We start from the raw sequence: 19,924 nt of genomic DNA, 5'->3' as shown, positions 1-19,924 counted from the left end.
TCTTCGGTTAGACGGAAATCATGTCCGCCGTCAGGGTGACGATGTTGCTGCGAGCCTCCATGTCCCAGGCCTGCCACGGGACCAATTCCGCAGGCTTGCCGGGAAAGACCTTGGTCACCTGGAACTCGACGATGCGCGCCGCCAGGTAGGTGGTGAGCGGCAGCAGAAAATTGACCGCGCCGCGACGGCTGTCCATGCCGACCCGGTAAACGCCGGGCACGCCCTGCAGCCGGGCGTCGAGGTCGAGCCGGGTCAGGCCGTGGTTTTCGTAATTGACCATGTCGAGGAACACCACGTTGCATTCAATCTCCTCGATCATGGCGCGGACTTCTTCAAAGCTCGGGTTGCCGTCGTCCAGCGGCACCGCATCGGCATAAGCCGCCGTGTAGCCGGCGGGCGCGGCAATGTCTATCGAGGCGCCTGGCGCCAGCGTCGCCTCCACCGCGATACGAACCGGCTCGGCCGGCCCGTTGAACAAATAAACATCATTCACCGCCACAGAGCCTTCGACCCGGTTGGTCAATTGCAGCTGGTCGCCCTTGGGCAGCAAAGCGATGGGGCCGTGCATCCACGGCCCGGTGATGCGCCCCAGGTGCACCGACAGCGCCGACGTGACCACGCTGCCGTCTTCCAGCACAAAGCGGGCGGAACCGCTCAAGCCGGTGTTCTGGATCACGGTTTTCAGCAGCAAGGCGCTGGTCAGGTCGGTGGACAGCGCCGTGTGCAGGCATTCGGGCGTGGCCGAGGTGACGGCTTCGATGGGCGGCGTCGAGGTCAGGTTCCAGCTGAATTCGGTGCGCTGGGCCAGCATGTTTGGAAGTTCGAGCACCGGGCTGGCGGCCTCAAGCAGCAACCGGCGGCGCAGGTCTTCCACCTCGTAGGGCGAGAGCGACGGGCCGAGCATGGCCTCGAAGCGGATGCGGTTGTTGGCCGGCTGGTCGGCGTCCAGCGCCGCATAGACGATCAGCGCCGGGCGGTACTCGCGCTCGGCCGTACCGGGCGCATAGCGGGTGATCTCGTAGCGCAGCGGCACCAAAAGAAAACGGCCGGGCTGCCTGAGGTTGCGAAACACGCGGTAATTCGGCCGGTTCAGCGCAACCACTTCCTGGTAGGCCAGCGACGAAGCCTGGCCCAGGCGAAAGGCCTCGGCGCAGCCAATCGACACCGTGGCCACCGCCTGCTTTTCGCGGTAGAAAGCGCCCAACTCGGCGCACGAAAAAAACGCATCAAACGACTGCTGGCGGATGGTGGTGCGCTGGACATACTGAAACTTCGACGGCAGGGCAATGGCGACGGTCGAATTGCTGAGGCGCCCGGCCAGCGTGAGGCTAGCGAGATTGGGTTTGGTCGCCTGAAGCGCACCGGGCCGCATGACAAACTCGCGCCCGCCCGAGGCCACCAGGATGCTGTCGGAATCCATGCGCGGCTTGGCCACCAGCACCGCACTGGAAATCTTGCCGCCCAGCACCAGTTGCGGCCGACTCAGAACCGGCGCATAGCCGGAAAACTGGAAAGCCACCTCCAGCCGCGCCGGCTCGCTTTGAAAGCCGGCCGTGGACAGTGAACCGTAGGCAGTGCGGGCGGCGTCGTTCATCAGTTCCACCGTGACCTGCAGCCGGTTGCCCGAGCGCGCCACAGCACCCCGGCAACTGGCCCTTTTGAGCGCACCGGAGGCGTCGTCGATGTACGGAACGCTCAGCGTGACCGAGGGCTCGACCGGCTCGATCATGCGAGGCGTGAAGGAAGAGTTCGCCGCCAGCGCGGCGCTGGTCGCCGCCGAAGGCGACAGTTCCAGCGTGAAGCGCAGGCTGGCGCGAATGACCGGCCTGCCCGATGCGCTGGTGCCGATGCGTTCGAATTCAAACAGAAACGGGCTGGTGCTTGGTGCCTCGCTGGCCGCAGGCCGCAACAAAGTAATGGCCGGCAGATACCAGCGCAGGCGGGGGTTGCTCCTGTCGCTGAGCAGCGGGGTATTCAGGTCGCCCAGGATGGGAAGCGATTCGGCGGCAATATCGGGACGAACGAAAACGGCCTCGGGCAGCAGGTAGTGCGCCACGGCAGGGCGTGAAACCGCCCCGGTGCCGGACACCGGCTCCTGAATGCGGATGGCCTGGGTCGAGATCAGATGGGCCGTGACTAACGGCTGCTGCGACGGCTTCAAGGTGGCGGCCACGGTCTGAATCCGGCTGCCCGCCAGCATCGCGCCCATGCCGACCGCGCCCCGGCTGGCCCGCGAACTGCTGCGCCTCAAGGTTTCGAGCGCAGGGCCGCCCTGCAGGTTGCCCGACGGGCCGACCACGCTGATGCAGGCTGCCCGGTCGGCGGGGCTCAGAGCATTGCCCAGCACGGCCTGAAGCGGGCACGACACATCAATAGCGCGCAACCGCCCTTCTTCGTCCTCGCAGCTGGAACCGGGTGCCGGGCGGCGGCCCAGCAAGGCGCCCTCCCGGCTGGGCACCAGCAGGCTGTCGCAGGCCCGGCGAAAGGCGGGAAACAGCTCGGGCGCGAGCCGCAACTGATCGAAAACCTGCTGAAAGGCGTTTTCCGCCAGCGTGCCCTCCAGCGCCACCGCCTTGAGCCGGTCCCACAGCTCGGCGGGCGAGACGCCTTGCGCAAAGGCGAAGGCCGGCGCGGCGGCGCGGTATTCAACATGCGCTTTGAGTTCCAGTGGGCCGGGCACGTCATTGAGCGCATCGAGCACCGCCAGGGTTTGCTCGCGGTTGAGCGGCGTGTGCAGCGCGCCGCGCAGCAGCGGCGCGCTCAGGCTGGCCGTGGCAAAGGCCGGCTGTCCGGCTGAATGCAGCAACACCCGTGCCTGGCGCGCAAAGACCGGCTGCGCCTGCGGGGACTTGGCGCTGGCCGCTGGCAGCCGGTAGCTCAGCTCCATGCCAAGGTAGCTTGAGATGAGCAGCGGGCGGATCGAATCTTCACCGGCGGCAGGGGCGCGCGACAACAGCAGCACCAGCGAGAACATCGGCGATGTCTTTCCCGCCACCAGCTGCGGAACATCCAGAACGCCATGGCGCAGGGGTTTGTCTTGATCCCCGCCCATGGGCCGGACAGGCTCGACTGGCCGTTGCATCGGCGGCTCGGCTACCCGTTCGCGCAACGGCGAAGGGCTGAGGGTTGAGGGCATTGTCATAGACCACCCCGCTTGGGTAATTCATCCGATACGGCCGGGCAGACGCTTGGTTTGAAGGCGCCTGCCCGGCGCCGCCTGGGAACAGCTCAGGTATTGACCCAGCCTTCAGGGTCCTGGCTTTCGCCGCTGGACACCGTCTGGCGCGAGGCGGCCTTGCCTTTGCCGCCTTTGGCGCCCCTGGCCGATTCATAGCCGTCGTCTTGCCTGAAGCCTTCCACCGCGTCGGCATCGGCGCTGACCCGGTAGCCGCTGACTTCGCCAAAAGATGGCCGTTCGCGCGGTGCCTGCGGCTCGGTGGGTGGCGACGGCGGCTGAACAGCCACCGGCGTCGCGACGGGAGGCTGCTCCACAGGCGTGACGCCGGGAGGCGGTGGCGGCTGGCCCGTGCCGCCAACCGCATCCGGCGGTGCCGGCGGCGTGGCGGTGCCCGCGCCGGTTCCGCCTGCGCCGGCATCGAGCCCGTCGGCGGCGCGCACCACCACGTCAAGGAACATCTCGCGCTGCGTCAGCGATCGCTTGGTCACGCCGGGGTCATCGGCCATCGGCACGTTGATCATGATCGCGCCGTTGCCGATGGCGTTTTCCCACGGGCCGGTCCAGGCCTGGCCCTTGGTGGTCAGCGTGCCGCGCACCGTGACATTGACGCGGTACTGGTAGTCGGTCTTGAAGTCGGCCTGGCCGGTGTAGATGCGCCAGAAGCGCGGCTCCAGCTGGTCGGACGACAGGAAGCGAAAACGCGTGACCTTGTCGGCCCGGTTCTTGCCGTCGGCGCGCTGGCCCTTGGCGCGCATTTCCACCTCGACGATCTCGGCGGTGGACTGGAGCTCGACGCTGAGCGCAATCGGCCCGACATCCAGGGTGCCCGCCGAGTCGGCGCGCACTTCCATGATGTTGTCGTTGGACAGCGTGCCGTTGGCGCCGGGGTCCAGGTCAATCACGTTTTGCTCGACATCGATATGGAAGAACGGAAACTCGCTTTCGGTCGGAGGCTCCAGCAAATGGATCTTGCGCTTCATGTAGGTGGCGTCAGGCTCCCACAAGGCGGGCGGATTCGAGACCTCGCCCTTGCGCCACTGGATCCAGACCGGCCGGAAGGTCAGGTCGGGCGAGTCGCTCTTCTGGAAGGTGGCGGGCTTCCAGCCAATCGAGCCGCCCGAATCGGGGTAGCCGACCTGCGCCGAGATGAAGGCCACCGGCTCGCCAGCCCAGTTTCGGGCCTTGTCGGGCCAGTTAACCACCGGCTTGACGATACGGAACAGCTTGCGGTTAATCAGGCCCAGCACCAAGCGCTGGAAGTACTTGCCCTCGGCCTTGGGATCGTTCCTGATCTCGTTGTAGAAGCCTTCGAGTGAGCTGGAAATGGTGTGTGGCTGGTTGTAGCGGAAATAGCGCGTTTCCTCATACTTCAGGTCGAGCTGGGTTTCATCGCGCCGGAACTTCAGCGCCAAGCCCGCGTTATAGCCAAACAGCGAGCCGAACAGGCCGCCGCCCGAGGTGGATGCCTGGGCGGGTTCGACCTGCGGAGGGGGCGGGTCGAAAATCACCTTCTTGGCCTGCTCGGTGAACTGCGTGACGATCAGGTCGATGCGCTGGTTGATCATCTTTTCCATTTCCTGCGCGCCCGGCATGGTGCCGTCGATATCGACCTCGACCTTGATGTCGCCGTTGACCCGCAGCTTGTTGAACTCGGCCTTGATGTCGGCGGAGAACCACAGGTAGCGGGCGTTCACGTGGGTCGCGAAAGCCTTGAAGATGCGCTCCCAGCTGCCAACGATCTTCACCCGCATGAGCTGCGACCACATCGGCATGACCAGGTTCTGCGTCACGAACAGCGGACTGTAGGTGCCATGAAAGCCGGCCCAGACGATCTCGCTGGGGATCGGGCCGATCACGCCGCCATAGGCGTTCTCGCCGCCGGTGATGGAGCCCGGGCCGCTGCCCTGGATGCGCCAGGCCCAGGCGTCGAGCTGCGCGCCACGGAAATTGCGGCCGTGCGGCACCGGCGCCCAGGCCGAGCGCGAGCCAAGCTGCATGAAGTCGCGGCTGCGCGGGCCTTCGGGCGCGCCGGGTTCGCCGCCCCCGGGCGTGGGGTTGGCCACCCCGCCGCCGCCGCCGACATCCGTGCCCATGCCGGGTGTGGCACCCGAGGCATCGGGCGCCAGGCTGGAAATGGCGGTCTGGTTGGAGGTGATGGGCGCAATGCGTATCTGCGGGGCGACGCGCGTGCGCAGGCCCCAGTATTTGTCGTTGCGCCCGCTGAAGCGTTCCAGAATCTGCGCTTCAGCCTGTTTGAGCACGCTGGGCGGAAAGCGCGACGTCGTGGTCAGCGACAGCACGCCGCCCGAGGTTTCCCCCTTGTCGATGCCGGCGATGCTTTCATCGAACACGCCGACAAAATGAATGTGCCGGAACTTGAAGTCGTTGTTGGCCGCATTGCGCGCCAGCCGGACTTTTTCCGGAATGTAGTAGAAAACGGGGGGCTTGCGCTCGCGCTGCAAGGCATCGTTGTTGCGATCCGGCAGGAAAAGCAGCGTATGCCCCTCCCCCGCTTCGTCCTGAATGACAAACTCTTCGAAGCCACCGGCAAAAACCGGGCCTACAGGATCGGACATATCGGGTTCTCCTCTGGTTGAGTTCAGGGCTTCCAGGTATTGAATGCCCTGCCATCACGAAGGAATTTTTCAGGCAATCTGTTCTTCGCGATGCGCAAATTTATACGCCTGTCCCCGTCAAGCATCAACCGGCCGCAAGCCGGCCAAGTTACAACTGACGCGCGTGCTAGATAACCTGGCTTGATCAAACAGGCGCTTTCAGCAGAAAGGGTAATAGGCCTGATTTGTAAATTTTTATATAAAACAACAAAGACAGCTCGACCTCAAAATCACCCACCCGAAAGCGCGAGACCCAAGCTCAACCTGAAACGCCTGTTGCAATCTGCAGCAAAACAGTGTGGCTTGCGAAACGTGAAACCACCATGACAGCCCCCCCGGATGCCGCGCCGATGCCAGCCGGGGGGCGTTAACCCTTGAAAACCGGGGGACTTGACCTGACCGGGCGGCTGTGACATGGTGAACCAGACCATTTTCAAAAACCAAGGAAAGAAACCCAAGCATGTTCAAGCACATCCTCCTGGCCACCGACGGCTCAGCAGCTTCCGAGCACGCCGCACAGATTGCCGTGGACATGGCCCGCACCCACGGCGCCCGGCTGACGTCGCTTTATGTGGTCGATCCGTATCCTTATCTGGGCATTGGCGAATCCAATCCGCTGGGTTTCCAGTCTTATATGTCCGCCGCCCATGAACACGCCACGCAGGCGCATGCCAAGGTCGCCGACCTGTGCGGCCAGGGCAGCGCGCCGGTGGCGCTGGCCACCCGCATCTCGGAGGACCTGACCGCGTCCGAGGGCATTGTGACGACCGCCAGGGACGAAGGCGCCGACCTGATCGTCATGGGTTCGCACGGCCGCACCGGCCTGGCGCGGCTGGTGGTCGGCAGCGTGACCGCCAAGGTGCTGGCGGCCGCATTGATTCCTGTGCTGATCACGCGCTAGGATGCCGCCCATGACCGACGACATGCGCGCACTCCCGCCGCCGCCCCGCAAGCTGTGGGTGCGGGCGCTGCTGATGATCCTGCTGGCGGCGGCGTTCCAGCTGGCGGCCTCGGTGCTGCTGTTTCTTTGCGTGCTGCAACTGGTGCTGGCCGCCGCCAGCGCGCCCAACCCGAGGCTGCAGCAGCTGGGCCGCAGCCTGGGCCGCTACCTGTTGCAGATTGCCGAGTTTGAAAGCTTCGGCAGCGAAGAACTGCCCTTCCCGTTCAGCCCCTGGCCGGCGGGCAACGGTCAGATCAATCTGTAGCTATAGCGCGAAATCTCCCTGGCTGTCCCTCACGGCGCACAAGGCGCCTGACCGTCTTTCGCTACTGTATTCATAGCTGCCCATGCACACCACGAATGCGCCAGAGGCATATTTCATGCTGAAATTTCTGCTTTCTGGCTAAAAACGAATAAGCAATGCGCTCTAGCGGCCTGCATGCTGTCCGGGCCACTGTTCGTCTTGCCCTCAAATCGATGCACTGGAAGCGTGCAAAAAATACCGCATCGCACCATATTGGCGCAAATAATTCATTTTAAAAATTTATTGAATCAAATAATTTACTCTGATAGAGTGACGGCTACCGGACAGCTTTTTTCTTCTCGCCAAGCCGGCCTCCCGCCCTTTCACCGTTTCCATTCACTGGAGTCAGACAGCATGAAATTCAAACTCTGCGCCGCAATGCTCACCCTGGCCGCCTCGGCTGCCGTCCCGGCTTTTGCCGCCGACTGGACGGTCGGCGCCAACGTCGGCAACGTGCCCTGGGAATTCCAGGACGCCAGCGGCAAGATCATCGGCTTTGAAATCGACCTGGTCAACGAAGCCGCCAAACGCGCCGGCAAGACCGTGCAGATTGAAAACATTCCGTTCAACGGCCTGTTCTCGGCGGTGCAGTCGGGCCGCATCCAGATTGCGGTGTCGTCCATCACCATCACACCCAAGCGCCTGGAATCGGTGGCCTTTGCCCAGCCTTACTACGACAGCGACCAGTCGCTGTCGGTGCTCAAGGCCACCAAGATCAACAGCCTGGAAGACACCGCCGGCAAGACCATCGGCGTGGACACCGGTTCCACCGGCGACATGTACGCCACGCAAAACACCGCCAAATACAAGATTGCCACGATCACCCGCTATGAAGGCCTGGCCCCGGCCATGCTCGACCTGGCGGCGCGGCGCATCGACGGCTATATCAGCGACATTCCGGCGGTCGAGTACTACATCAAGGACAAGCCGCAGTACCGCATCGCCGCGCGCATTCCCACCGGCGAGCGTTACTCGTTCATGACGGCGAAGAACTGGCCTGAAGGCGCACGGCTCAACGACATCCTGACGGAAATGAAAAAAGACGGCTTCCTGTCGAAAACCCACCAGAAATGGTTCGGCACCGTGCCGCCTGCCGACTCGTCCACCGTCAAGGTCATGGACGTTCCGAAGCTGTAAGCGGCCATCGCCACCGGCGGCCCAAGGCTGCCGGTGCGCGGCTTCTTTCCTGAATCCGGCAACGACCCCACCCACCCAACAGGCCCATACGCATGGATTTGATCGACACCTTTTTCAACTGGAGCGTGCTGCGCGGCGCGCTGCCGATGCTGATGCAGGGTCTGGGCATCACCGTCATGTTGGGCGCACTGAGCATCGTGCTGGGCCTAGCCGGCGGGCTGCTGCTGGCGCTGGTGAGGCTGTACGGCCCGTCCCCGGTGCGCGCCACGGCCCGCATCTACATCGACGTGTTCCGCTCGATTCCGATCCTGGTGTTGCTGGTGCTGGTGTATTACGCCCTGCCTTTTGTGGGCGTTCGCCTGTCGTCATTCGCTTCGACGGTGCTGACGCTGTCGCTGGTATCAAGCGCCTATGCCGCCGAAATTTTCCGCTCGGGCATCGAGGCACTGCCCAAGGGCCAGTTCGAGGCATCCGAAGCCATGGGGCTGAACTTCCTGGACACCATGCGCGATGTGGTGCTGCCGCAGGCCTTTCGCATCGTGGTGCCGCCGCTGACCAGCAACTGCATCAATGTGCTCAAGGACACCGCGCTGGCATCGGTCGTGGCCATGCCCGACCTGCTCAAGCAGGCCACGCAGGCGCAGGCCCTGGCCGCCAACCCGACGCCGCTGATCGGCGCCGCCCTGCTCTACCTGCTCCTGCTGCTGCCGCTGGTGCGGCTGGTCGGCTACTTTGAAGCGCGCCACCGCGCCGCCACCCGATGACCTCCACCACCGCATCGCCCCACGTCGCCATGACGCTTTCCGAAAACTCCCCGCCACTGATCCGTATCAGCCAGCTGCAAAAGCGCTACGGCGACTTCATTGCGCTGCACGACATCAACCTCGACGTTGCCGAGGGCGAGGTGGTCGTTGTCGTCGGCCCGTCTGGCTCGGGCAAGTCCACGCTGATCCGCTGCATCAATTTGCTGGAGGACTACCAGCAAGGCGAGATTTGCGTCGATGGCCAGCCGGTGGTGCGCGGCAAGACGCTGGCGCTGGTGCGGGCCGAGGTCGGCATGGTGTTCCAGAGCTTCAACCTCTTTCCGCACTTGACGGCCTTGCGCAATGTGGCGCTGGGTCCGCTGCGCGTGCGCGGACTGAGCCGGCCAGACGCCGACCAGCGGGCCGCCGAACTGCTGGCCAAGGTCGGCCTGGCCGAGCATGCGCACAAACTGCCGACGCAGCTTTCCGGCGGCCAGCAGCAGCGCGTCGCCATTGCACGCGCGCTGGCGCTGGAGCCCAAGGTCTTGCTGTTCGACGAGCCGACCTCCGCGCTCGACCCGGAAATGGTCGGCGAGGTGCTCGACGTGATGCAGAACCTGGCGAAGTCCGGCGTGACCATGGTCATCGTCACCCATGAAATGGGCTTTGCCCGCCGCGTCGCCGACCGGGTGATCTTCATGGAAGCCGGCCGCGTCATCGAACAGGGCCGGCCTGCGGAATTCTTTACCAACCCCCGGGAAGCACGCACCCAAGCCTTCCTGCAGGCCATCGTCAACCATTGAATCCGGAACTCCCGAAACATGAGCACATTGCAAACCACACTGAACCTCGACCTGGTGCGCGCCGAATTTCCGGCGCTCGCCAGCGGCTACACCTTCCTGGACAATGCCGGCGGCTCGCAGGTGCTTGCCCGCGTCGCCGACCGGGTGCGCGACTACCTGCTGACCAGCGCGGTGCAGCTGGGCGCGAGCTATTCCGAATCGGTCGCGGCCGGCGAGCGCGTCATCGCGGCGCGGCGTTCAGTGGCCCGACTGATCAATGCCGCGCATGAGGATGAGGTCGTGATGGGCAGCGCCTCGACCAGCCTGATGTTTTTGTTCACCCAGGCGCTGCTGCCGGGCATCAAGCCGGGCGACGAGATCATCGTCACCAACACCGACCACGAGGCCAACATCGGCGGCTGGACGCGGCTGGAAAAAGCCGGCGCGGTCATCAGGTTCTGGAATGTCAACCTCGACTCGCTGGCGCTGGACCTGGCAGATCTGCAAAAGCTGCTGAGTCCGCGAACCCGTTGGGTGGCAATGACGCATGCGTCCAACATCCTGGGCACCGTCAACCCGGTGGCGAAGGTGGCTGAGCTGGTGCATGCGGCCGGCGCGCGGCTGCTGGTCGATGCGGTGGCCTATGCGCCGCACCGCCTGGTCGATGTGCAGGCCAGCGGCGCGGACGCCTATGTCTTCAGCTTCTACAAGGTGTTCGGTCCGCACTTTGCCGTGCTCTGGGGCAAACGCGACATGCTCTTGCAACTGCCCAGTCTGAACCATTACTTCATCGGCCCCGAGGTGCTGCCCTACAAGCTGCAGCCCGGCAACGTCAACTATGAGCTGTCGTATGGCTGCATCGGCATTTCAGATTACCTGTGCGCCATGGGCGCGGCGCACGGCGCCACCGGCAGCCAGCGCCAATTGATGCAGGCGGCGTTCGACCTGTTTGAACAGCATGAAGACCGGCTGGCCGAGCGGCTGCTGTCCTATCTGCGCGGCAAGGCAGGCGTTCGCATCATCGGCCTGCCAGTGCAGACGCCCGGCGAGCGCGTTCCGACCATCAGCTTCATGGTCAAGGGCCGCCCCTCCGAATCCATCGTGCGCCATCTGGACCGGTTCAACATCGGCATCCGCTTTGGCGACTTTTACGCCAAACGCCTGATCGAGGCGCTCGATCTGCAGGCCCAGGGCGGCGTGGTTCGGGTTTCAATGGCGCACTACAACACCCTGGAAGAGATCGACCGGCTGATCCGCCACCTTGACGAAGCCATAGGCTCGGCAGCGTGAACACCACCCTGATCCGCAACGGCCGCGTCATCACGGCCACCGACGATTACGTCGCCGATGTCCTGATGCAGGACGGCGTGATCCATGCCATCGGAAAAAACCTGGCCGTGGGCGAAGGCGTCCGGATCATCGACGCCAGCGGCCTGTATGTGCTGCCGGGCGGCGTGGACACCCATGTCCACCTGCAAAACATCATCGGCCCGACCGTTACCTGCGACACCTTCGCCAGCGGCACGCGGGCGGCGGCTTTCGGCGGCACCACCACGGTGGTTGACTTCGCCCTGCAGACCGCCGAGGACTCGCCGCTCGAAGCGATTGCGCGGGCGCAGCGCCTGGCCGACCCGCAGGTCAACATCGATTACAGCCTGCACGTCATCGTGACGCGGGTCGATGCGCAGGTGCTGGCCGACGTGCGCCACGCCATGCGGCATGAAGGCGTGACCAGCTTCAAGATGTTCATGGCCTATCCCGGCGTGATGATGGCCGACGATGCGGCGATTTTCCAGATGCTGCGCCAGGTGGGCGCCGACGGCGGCATGGTGGCGCTGCATGCCGAAAACGGCACGGTGATCGACCTGCTCATCAGGGAAGCGCTGGAGGCCGGCCACACCTCGCCGCGCTACCACGCGCTGACCCGGCCGGCCATCCTGGAGGGCGAAGCCACGCACCGGGGCATCCGGCTGGCCGAGCTGGCCGAGGCGCAGATCTACTTTGTCCATGTCTCGTCGAACCAGGCGCTCAAGCACATCGTCACCGCGCGCGCCGAAGGCATTCCGGTGTTTGCCGAAACCTGCCCGCACTACCTGCTTTTTGACGATTCGGTCTACAACAGCGACGAATTCGAGATTGCCAAGTACGTCATGACGCCGCCGCTGCGCACATCGGATGACCAGAAACACCTGTGGCGCGCGCTGCGCTACGACGACCTACAGGTCATCGCCACCGACCACTGCCCGTTCTGCATGAAGGAAGGCCACCTGGGCTACCAGCGCCAGAAGATGAGCGGCCAGCATGACTTCTCGAAAATCCCCAACGGCGCGCCCGGCATCGAGACACGGCTGGTCAGCCTGTTCGACATCGGCGTGATGCAGGGCAAGCTCTCGCTGAACCGCTTCGTGCAGCTGACCTCGACCACGCCGGCCAAATTGTTCGGCCTGTTCCCGAAAAAAGGGACGATTGCCGTCGGCAGCGATGCCGACGTGGTGCTGTTCGACCCGGCCGCCACGCAGGTGATCCATGCCGAACACCTGCACAGCCAGTGCGACTACACGCTGCTTGAAGGCCGAACGCTGCGCGGCCAGGTGAAAAAGGTGTTCCTGCGCGGCGAGCTGATCGTCGACGGCGAGCTATGGCTGGGCCGCGAGGGCATGGGCCGCTTCGTGCCGCGTGGTACCGTGCAGGCTTTTTGAACCTCCACTGGACCCTATCCTCGTGACATCCACCGTCCAGTCCGCACCACCGGCCAGCCCCGCCAGACCAGCCCGGCCCGCCAACCTGGCCGAGTTGCGCGAACTGATCGGACGCGAGAGCGAACGGCTCACGCCCCGCCTGCGCGCCGCCGCGCGCTATGCGCTGGACCATCCCAACGAAGTGGCGCTCAACCCCGTGGCCACGCTGGCACGCACGTCCAAGGTGGCCGCCGCGACCTTCATCCGCCTGGCCCAGTCCCTGGGTTGCGAAGGCTACAGCGACCTGCAGCGGCTGTTTCGCGAACCGCTCCAGCATGCCGGAAAGCCCAGTTTTCCGGAACGCATCCGGCACTTCGGCGGCGAGCAGACGCTGGACAATCCAGACGATCCGGCGCAGGTGCTGCAGGCCTTCAGCCAGGCCAACATGGTGTCGCTGGAGCATCTGCGCGCCGACGCCGCCAGCCTGCCGCTACAGGCCGCCATCGACCTGATCGAGCAGGCCACGCTGGTGCATGTGGTGGGACTGCGCAGGTCGTATGCCGTGGCCGCCTACCTAGCCTACGCGCTGAACCGGGTCGGCTGCCCGACGGTGCAGATCAACGGCCTGGGCGGCAGCATCAACGAGCAGGCCTCGATTGCCGGCGCCGGCCACCTCCTGATTGCCGTCAGCTTTCCGCCTTACGCCGGCGATACCCTGCAGGTGTGCCAGCAGCTGAGCCGGCGCGGCGTGAAGCGCCTGGCGCTGACAAATTCGATCTTCAGCCCGATTGCGCAGGGCGCCGACTTGGTGCTGGAAGTCAACGATGCCGAGCTGCTGGGTTTTCGCTCGCTGTGCGCTGCCATGAGCCTGGCGCAGACACTGGCCATGGGCGTGGCCTTCAGCAAGCGCGGCAAGCAGCGCCTGGGCGCCGGCGAAACCTTTGAAACCGGTCTTGAAGACATCGACTGCTAGCCATGAACCCCTGCATCCTCAAGCCTGAACCCTTGACCGCCGCCGCGTTCGCGCCGTTTGGCGATGTCATCGAGGCCAGCGGCAGCGCCCAGCGTTTCCAGGTCAACCAGGGCCATGCCGAGCGCTACCACGACCTGGCCAGCGTTGACCTGGCCGGCAGCGGCGCCCGGGCACTGATCAGCATCTTTCGCTCGCATCCGCGCCAGTTCCCTCTTTTTTTGAACGTGCTGGAACGCCACCCGCTGGGCAGCCAGGCCTTCATGCCGCTGGCGGCCCTGCCCTATCTGGTGGTCGTGGCGCCCGGCGGCGGCGACGCGCCCGATGTGCAGGCGCTGCGCTGCTTCCTGGCCGCCCCCGGACAGGGCGTGAACTACGCGCGCGGCACCTGGCACCATCCGCTGCTGTCGCTGCACGCGACCACGGATTTCCTGGCCATCGACCGAGGCGGCCCCGGCGTCAACCTGGAAGAACACGCGCTGCCCCCCGAACATATCCGGATTCTTGCGCCGGCTGATGGACCGCCCAGCCGGTCCTGAAGGCCATGGAACGCATGGCGCCATGAATTGATCTGGTTTCAGCACCAAACAGGCACTTCCCGCATATCCAGCTTGCGTAAGCAGCTATCTTTTTTATAGTCCCTTGATCACCTGAAAGCGCCCATCAGCGCAGCCGCAGCAGGGGCGCCTGGCCGTCTTCGCTGAATTCCAGCAGCGCACTGAAGGCCGACAGCATGGCCGGGAAATTCGCGTGGTCGTACTCCTTCGGATCAAAGGTCGAATCGAGCCGCCGGATCATCTGCCAGACGGCTTGCGGGCTGACCCAGGCATCGCCCTGGGCCTGGGCCAGCAGGCGAATCGCCCGCGTCAGCAGCCCGGCGGCGGCGTCCTCGGCCAGGGGCTGCGCCGGCTGCGTGGCCTGCAGTTCCGGCGCCTGCAGGTTTTCCAGCAGGTTTTCGTAGTAATGGAAAGCGTGGCAGCTCTTGGCCCAGTGGCGGTTGGTCGATTTGCGGGTGCCGATGCCGACCAGGCTGCGGCCTGCGGCCTTGACCTTTTGCGACACCGGCATGAAGTCGCTGTCGCCGCCGACGATGATGACCGTGCCGATATGGCCGAAGCGGCCCATGTCTTCCATCGCGTCCAGGCACAGGCTGATGTCGGCGCCGTTCTTGGCCGAGCCGCCGGGCGGGAACAGCTGGATCAACTCGACCGCGCATTGCAGCAGCGCATCACGGTAGCGGCTGAAATACTGCCAGTTGCAGTAGGCGCGGTTGATGGCGATCGGCCCGAACGAGGCCGCCAGCTCGACCACGGCCTGGATGTCGATCAGCGGCTCCTGCACCCGAAAGCGGTTGTCCTGCTTGCTGTAGGCGCCCTCCTGACGGGCTTCGCACAGGCTGGCGTGCAGGTTTTCAAAGTCCCAGTAAAGGGCCACCGAGGCTTGGGGTTCGCTGGCGCGCTGGCGCATGGGGGCTCCTGAGGCAAAGCCCTGATGCTAACGCCCATGACGCCAAGCCACAGCGGATTGCGGCCAAGCGGCGCGCGCTGTCAAGCGGCCGGCTTGGCCTGGTAGGCCTTGCGGTCAGCCAGCACCCGCTTTACCGACGGCCGTTCGCTGACCAGACGAATGTAGGGCTTGTAATCGATGCCGGCCGCCAGCAGCAGGTCTTCGCCCAGAACCGCCCGGGTGGCCATTCCGACCAGAGGCAGGCTGGCAAAGGCGGCGCAGTCGGCCTGGGTGAACACCTCGCCCGCCACATATGGCGAGAATTTCGCCAGCTGCCTGAAGGCAGGAATGCTTTTTTCGAGCTGCCTGCGCACCCGCACCTGCGTGGCTTCGCTGACCGTTCCGCCAAAGAAGGCCTGGCCGTAGAGTTCGCGCGCGACCAGTTCCAGGTGCAGTTCGATGAAGGTGATGAGTTCGCGCACCTTGGCGGCGGCAAACGGGTCGGCCGGCAGCAGCGGCGGCGCGGGATAGGCCGACTCGATGTACTCCATGATCGCCTGGCTCTCGCACAGGCTGCCGTCAAGCGTGCGCAGGAAAGGCACCTTTCCCAGCGGCGAAGCCTGCAGCGCCGCTTCGTCGGCAATGGGCAGCGTCACCACCTCTTCGTTGAAAGGCACGTCTTTTTCAAGCAGCGCCAGCTTGACCTTGTTGTAGTAGTTGGAAACGGGAAAGCCGCAAAGGGTAAGCATGAAATGAAGTCTCCTCAAGTTGGGATTGCCAGTTTATGTGCAGTCTGGCCGCAGGCTTGCAACCGCTGCGACAACAGCGCCGCCGCAGGGTCAATCACCACAGCCGTGCCAGCGGGACCAGGCCAAAGCACAACAGGAAACTCGGGTTGCCAAGTCCAGCCGGCACCAAGCCCTGTCAGCATCCCGATAATCGGCGTCACAAAGCCAGGCCGGCCTAACCCCATTTTTCAACGTCAGGAGTCACCCATTTGCGAACGCCATTCATTTTTTCCCTCGCGCTGTGCAGCCTTTTTTCAGCGAACGCTGCCGAGCCGCTGCCGTCTGCGCCGGCGCCGCATCCCCTCACAGGAAGCTGGTCCTGGACATTGCCGGACAAGCCATGCACCGAGCAACATCACTACCGCGCCAATGGCTCGCGCCTGGGCAGCAGCGGCGAAGAAACGACGCAAAGCCGCTACGAAGTCGCGGCCATTCCCAGCCTGCTGGGCTTTTACCGCCTGATCGAAACCGTGACCGACAGCAACGGCAAACGCGATTGTTCGGGCGACCTGCACGAAGCGCCCGGCGAGCCGCTGACACGCTTCATCCAGTTCAGCCCCCGGAAAGACCAGCTGATCGTCTGCCGGGAAGAGTCGCTGAAGGCCTGTTTTGGTCCCTTGAAACGCCTGCCCGGCTAGGCCGGCCAGATCATGCTGCCACTGCCCGGATGCCGGCCTTTTCCGGCATTGAAGGCTGGCCAGAAGAAGGATGGGCTTCGCGGCAAAGCAGGCGTGCAGGCCGTCAGGCCTGCCATGCACACAAAGGCAGATAGCAGGCAACGCTGATCTGTAAGGGACTGCTGACAGACGCCCTAAGAGAAGTTCCCGTCCCTCCAAAAGCTGGCAGCGGGCAAAGATATGATCAGGGCGTTTTACCCAGAAACTGCTGGGCACAAGGACTGGTTTGCGCAACGCACGACCTCTCAATGCAGCATCCTTCTGAATCAGTCATTACCTTATGTATCAAAATCTCCCTGCGGCGTCCCTGCCCATGCGCTATCTGGGCCTGGCCTATGCCCAGCGCATGACGGAATCGCCGCCGTGGCAGCGTTATGCGCTGGCGCTGGTGTTCTTCGTCGTCGCGCTTGCTGCGCGGTTTGAACTGGTCGACGTGCTGCCTGACAAGGGCTTTCCTTTCCTGACCTTTTTTCCAGCCGTGCTTCTGGCCACTTACCTGGCGGGGCTCGGTCCCGGGCTGCTGGCATCGGGATTGAGCTTTCTGGCGGCCTGGCTCTTTTTTATCCAGCCGGACCGGTCTGTTTCTCTGACGGGTGCCGACATGGTCGTACTGGCTTTTTTTTCCTCCATACTGCTCATCGACTGCCTGGTGATTCACTTCATGAAGTCGGCGCTGGCACGCGTGAGCCGTACCGAGCGGCAGTTACGCGAATCCAGCCAGCGGCTGCGGCTGGTGCTGGACAACCTGTATGTCTATGTCAGCATCCTCAGCCTCGACGGAACCCTGCAGGAGGTCAATGAGGAAGCCTTGCTGGCAGGCAATCTGAGCAGGGACGCGATCCTCGGCCGTCCCTTGTGGGAGGCGTCCTGGTGGGCCAGCGACGCCAGGCGGCAGCAGCATGTGCGCGCGGCCATCGAGCGCGCCTCGACCGGCGAAACCGCGCGCTTTGACATCGAAGTGGAGCGCTCTGGAAAGACGTTGACGATCGATTTCCAGGTCGGCCCCTTGCGCGAAAGCAATGGACAGATCACGGCCCTGGTGGCCAGCGGGGTGGACGTGACGGACCGGGTGGATGCCATGACAGCGCTCCACGCCAGCCGCAAGGAAGCCGTCAGCGCTGCCGAAGCGGCAGAGGCCGAGCGCCGTGTGCTTGATGCCACCTTCAACGCAGTGCCCGCCAGCATCATCGTGGCCGACATGGAAGGCAGGATAGTGCGCATGAACGAGGCTACCAAAGAGATCTGGGGCATGGCGCCGTTCTCGAAAAATCTCGGCAGCTTTGGCGAATGGAAGGGCTGGTGGGCCGATGGATCGGCGCGGCACGGACAGCAGATACTGGCGAATGAATGGGGCCTGGCGCGCTCGCTGCGGGGTGAAACCTGCTATGACCTCATCGAGATCGAGCCTTTCGGCCGGCCGAACGAGCGGCTGTTCACCATGCTGTCGTCGGCACCGATTCTCGGCGCTGACGGTCATGTGGTGGGCGGCATCGTGGCGCAGGTGGACGTCACGGACCGCATCCATGCCGAGAAGGCGCTGCGCGAACGGCAGCAGTTGCTGCAGAGCACCATGGACAACTTCCCCACCGTGATTGCCTTCAAGGACATCGATGGCCGCTTTCTGGACGTGAACCACAAGGTGGAGAAGGTTCTGGGCATGAGCCGGCAGGCAATATGCGGCCTGACGATGCACGACCTGCTGCCCGCAGCCGATGCCGACGTGCTGCGCCGGCACGACCTCGAAGTGATGCAGACCCGGCAGGCCATCCAGACCGAAAAAACCGCCCCGCTCGGCAGCGGCACGCTGTACCACCTCGACACCAGTTTTCCCTTGATCGACATCGACGGCCGCGTCTATGGCACCGGCCATATCTCGCATGACATCAGCGACATGCGGCTTGCCGAACAGGCGCTGAACGCCGCCAACGAACAACTGCGCGAAGCCGACCGCCAGAAGGACGAGTTCCTGGCGACGCTGGCGCACGAACTGCGCAATCCGTTGGCGCCCATCCGCACCGCCGCCGAGGTGATACGGCTTCGCAACCCGGCTGACCAGGCGGTCCAACGGGCGCGCACCGTCATCGAGCGCCAGGTGCTGCATCTCACGCGCCTGGTGGACGACCTGCTCGACATCTCGCGCATCACGCAGGGCACGGTCCATCTGCAGCACGCGACGCTGGACCTGTGCGCCGTGGCGCAAAGCGCCATTGACTCGGTGCAATCCACGCTGGACGCCGCCGGGCTGACGCTCACGCACCTGTCCGACCAGCCGCCCATTTTCGTTCGCGGCGATGCGACCCGGCTGGTCCAGTGCGTCGTCAACCTGCTGACCAATGCCGTCAAGTTCACGCCGCGCGGTGGCTGCGTCACCGTGCGGGTTGCGCGCAAAGGCGGCGCAGTCGCCATCGAGGTCAGCGACAACGGCAGCGGAATTTTGGCGGGCAACCTGGAAAGAATCTTCGAGTTGTTCGTTCAGGAACGCCCCAGTGGCCTGCACGGCAACACCGGGCTGGGCATCGGCCTGGCGCTGACACGCAAGCTGGTGCTGCTGCATGGCGGCAGCGTGCAGGCCACCAGCGCCGGTCTTGACCAGGGCAGTACCTTTCGCATCGAACTGCCAGCCAACGGCGCTCCCGAGAGCGAGCCGGCGCAGGCCACCGAAGCGCCCCCAGCCGATGGTGCCGGCGCGCGCCTGCTGGTGGTGGAAGACAACCGAGATGCGGCTGACCTGCTGGCGGAAATGATGGACATGATGGGCTTTCGGGTCAGCGTGGCCTACACCGGCGAATCGGCACTGGCCGTCATGGAAAAAGACATGCCCGACGCAGTGCTGATGGACATCGGCCTGCCCGACATCAACGGCTACGAAGTCTGCCGCCGCCTGCGCCAGCTTGCGGTCGCAAGGCAGCCGGTGGCGATTGCCCTGACCGGATGGGGCAACGACAGCGACCGCGACCGGGCGACCGAGGCCGGGTTTAACGGACACCTGACCAAGCCCGCCGAACCGGACCGGATCGTCGCCTTGCTTCATGAACTGCTTGCCGCACCGGTCGGACATGCAGCGCCCTGAAAAACACCGTTGGTTCCGTTTCCAGATTAATCAAAACCTGAGTTCTGAACAAGCGGAATCCGCGTGCGGCTTGAAGACAGGAGGGAACAGTCAGCAAAAATGACACGCCCGATATATATGAAGGAGGTGTCCCATCAAGGGTAGATCTTCGGAGCCATTCCCGGACCCGCTTCATGGCGCTGATGCCGCGCTGCGCAACGTTGTTGTCTGCGAACGCATGCAATTTGCCTAAATTCCGCGTCGCTGCCTTCAGGCAAACCATGCACAGTAGAACACCTGCCACGACCACGCAAATGGCCCGCGGCAGTGTTTCAGAAATAATGCAATTCCTTTACGCTGCTTCAGCTATCGAGATTTACCGGTTCACTGTTTTCAGGTGAAGTCACCGTAATGGAGTCAATTTCCCTGGGCTCAGCAGTATCCGGGCTTGCAGCGACCAAGGCCTTGACTACTGAAAAGAAAGCGTCCTGCCCTCCTCCTGCGCCTCCTCCGCCGCCGCCTGCCACATCGTCTCCGCCGCTACCGCAAGCAGCCAGCGCCATGGTCAGCAATGTCAAGGCACAACCCTTGAACAAGATTTTGTGCGTCATTTTTCT

At 64.1% G+C, this 19,924-nt stretch carries 16 protein-coding genes; 11 read left to right on the top strand and 5 right to left on the bottom strand.

The window, feature by feature from the left end:
* Nucleotides 1–7 precede the first annotated feature (7 nt).
* Nucleotides 8–3,142 (bottom strand): hypothetical protein, encoded by a 3,135-nt coding sequence (locus tag ACP7AD_RS07680; protein WP_426166066.1) that lies wholly within the window; start codon nt 3,140–3,142, stop codon nt 8–10.
* A gap of 86 nt (nt 3,143–3,228) precedes the next feature.
* Entirely contained in the window at nt 3,229–5,754 is a 2,526-nt protein-coding gene (locus ACP7AD_RS07675; RefSeq protein ID WP_426148199.1) for a hypothetical protein, read from the bottom strand.
* Nucleotides 5,755–6,253: 499 nt separating this feature from the next.
* On the opposite strand from ACP7AD_RS07675, the gene ACP7AD_RS07670 reads away from it, so the two are divergent.
* From ACP7AD_RS07670 to ACP7AD_RS07630, 9 genes are all read left to right on the top strand, one after another.
* Nucleotides 6,254–6,694, top strand: coding sequence for a universal stress protein (locus ACP7AD_RS07670; protein ID WP_029524536.1), 441 nt, complete (start codon nt 6,254–6,256; stop codon nt 6,692–6,694).
* 10 nt (nt 6,695–6,704) lie between these two features.
* Complete coding sequence (locus tag ACP7AD_RS07665; RefSeq protein ID WP_426148198.1) at nt 6,705–6,998, top strand: DUF4389 domain-containing protein; 294 nt, start codon at nt 6,705–6,707, stop codon at nt 6,996–6,998.
* A 393-nt stretch (nt 6,999–7,391) separates the two neighbouring features.
* Nucleotides 7,392–8,174 (top strand): transporter substrate-binding domain-containing protein, encoded by a 783-nt coding sequence (locus tag ACP7AD_RS07660; protein ID WP_426148197.1) that lies wholly within the window; start codon nt 7,392–7,394, stop codon nt 8,172–8,174.
* Between the two features lie 92 nt (nt 8,175–8,266).
* The gene (locus tag ACP7AD_RS07655) at nt 8,267–8,938 is read left to right on the top strand and encodes an amino acid ABC transporter permease (RefSeq protein ID WP_426148196.1); all 672 of its coding nucleotides are present in this window, start codon (nt 8,267–8,269) and stop codon (nt 8,936–8,938) included.
* A complete protein-coding gene (locus tag ACP7AD_RS07650) occupies nt 8,935–9,720 on the top strand; it encodes an amino acid ABC transporter ATP-binding protein (RefSeq protein WP_426148195.1) in 786 nt (261 codons plus the stop codon). The genes ACP7AD_RS07655 and ACP7AD_RS07650 overlap by 4 nt, the downstream gene beginning before the upstream one ends.
* An 18-nt stretch (nt 9,721–9,738) precedes the next feature.
* Nucleotides 9,739–10,989 (top strand): cysteine desulfurase-like protein, encoded by a 1,251-nt coding sequence (locus ACP7AD_RS07645; RefSeq protein ID WP_426148194.1) that lies wholly within the window; start codon nt 9,739–9,741, stop codon nt 10,987–10,989.
* Nucleotides 10,986–12,398, top strand: coding sequence for a dihydropyrimidinase (gene hydA / locus ACP7AD_RS07640; RefSeq protein WP_426148193.1), 1,413 nt, complete (start codon nt 10,986–10,988; stop codon nt 12,396–12,398). The genes ACP7AD_RS07645 and hydA overlap by 4 nt, the downstream gene beginning before the upstream one ends.
* 22 nt (nt 12,399–12,420) lie before the next feature.
* Nucleotides 12,421–13,350 (top strand): MurR/RpiR family transcriptional regulator, encoded by a 930-nt coding sequence (locus tag ACP7AD_RS07635; RefSeq protein ID WP_426148192.1) that lies wholly within the window; start codon nt 12,421–12,423, stop codon nt 13,348–13,350.
* A 2-nt stretch (nt 13,351–13,352) separates the two neighbouring features.
* Nucleotides 13,353–13,886: an ureidoglycolate lyase gene (locus tag ACP7AD_RS07630; RefSeq protein ID WP_426148191.1), complete on the top strand. Its 534-nt coding sequence runs from the start codon at nt 13,353–13,355 to the stop codon at nt 13,884–13,886.
* A gap of 124 nt (nt 13,887–14,010) precedes the next feature.
* Here the strand turns inward: ACP7AD_RS07630 and ACP7AD_RS07625 are convergent, their stop codons facing one another.
* Both ACP7AD_RS07625 and ACP7AD_RS07620 read right to left on the bottom strand, forming a co-directional pair.
* Nucleotides 14,011–14,814 carry an NYN domain-containing protein gene (locus ACP7AD_RS07625; protein ID WP_426148190.1) on the bottom strand — a complete coding sequence of 268 codons (804 nt, stop codon included), beginning with the start codon at nt 14,812–14,814 and terminating at the stop codon, nt 14,011–14,013.
* A gap of 80 nt (nt 14,815–14,894) precedes the next feature.
* Nucleotides 14,895–15,542, bottom strand: coding sequence for a glutathione S-transferase (locus ACP7AD_RS07620; protein ID WP_426148189.1), 648 nt, complete (start codon nt 15,540–15,542; stop codon nt 14,895–14,897).
* A gap of 248 nt (nt 15,543–15,790) precedes the next feature.
* Between ACP7AD_RS07620 and ACP7AD_RS07615 the strand changes: the two genes are divergently transcribed.
* Nucleotides 15,791–16,219, top strand: coding sequence for a hypothetical protein (locus ACP7AD_RS07615; RefSeq protein ID WP_426148188.1), 429 nt, complete (start codon nt 15,791–15,793; stop codon nt 16,217–16,219).
* Nucleotides 16,220–16,538: 319 nt separating this feature from the next.
* Entirely contained in the window at nt 16,539–19,328 is a 2,790-nt protein-coding gene (locus ACP7AD_RS07610; RefSeq protein WP_426148187.1) for a PAS domain-containing protein, read from the top strand.
* Nucleotides 19,329–19,669: 341 nt separating this feature from the next.
* Here ACP7AD_RS07610 and ACP7AD_RS07605 read toward each other — a convergent pair whose 3' ends face one another.
* Nucleotides 19,670–19,918, bottom strand: coding sequence for a hypothetical protein (locus ACP7AD_RS07605; RefSeq protein WP_426148186.1), 249 nt, complete (start codon nt 19,916–19,918; stop codon nt 19,670–19,672).
* Nucleotides 19,919–19,924: the final 6 nt, after the last annotated feature.

The organism is Polaromonas sp. DSP2-3-2b2, assembly GCF_049895905.1.
Classification (GTDB): domain Bacteria; phylum Pseudomonadota; class Gammaproteobacteria; order Burkholderiales; family Burkholderiaceae_C; genus Polaromonas.
Note: the sequence above shows the minus strand (reverse complement) of the source record. Positions and strands in the feature narration are given on the sequence as shown.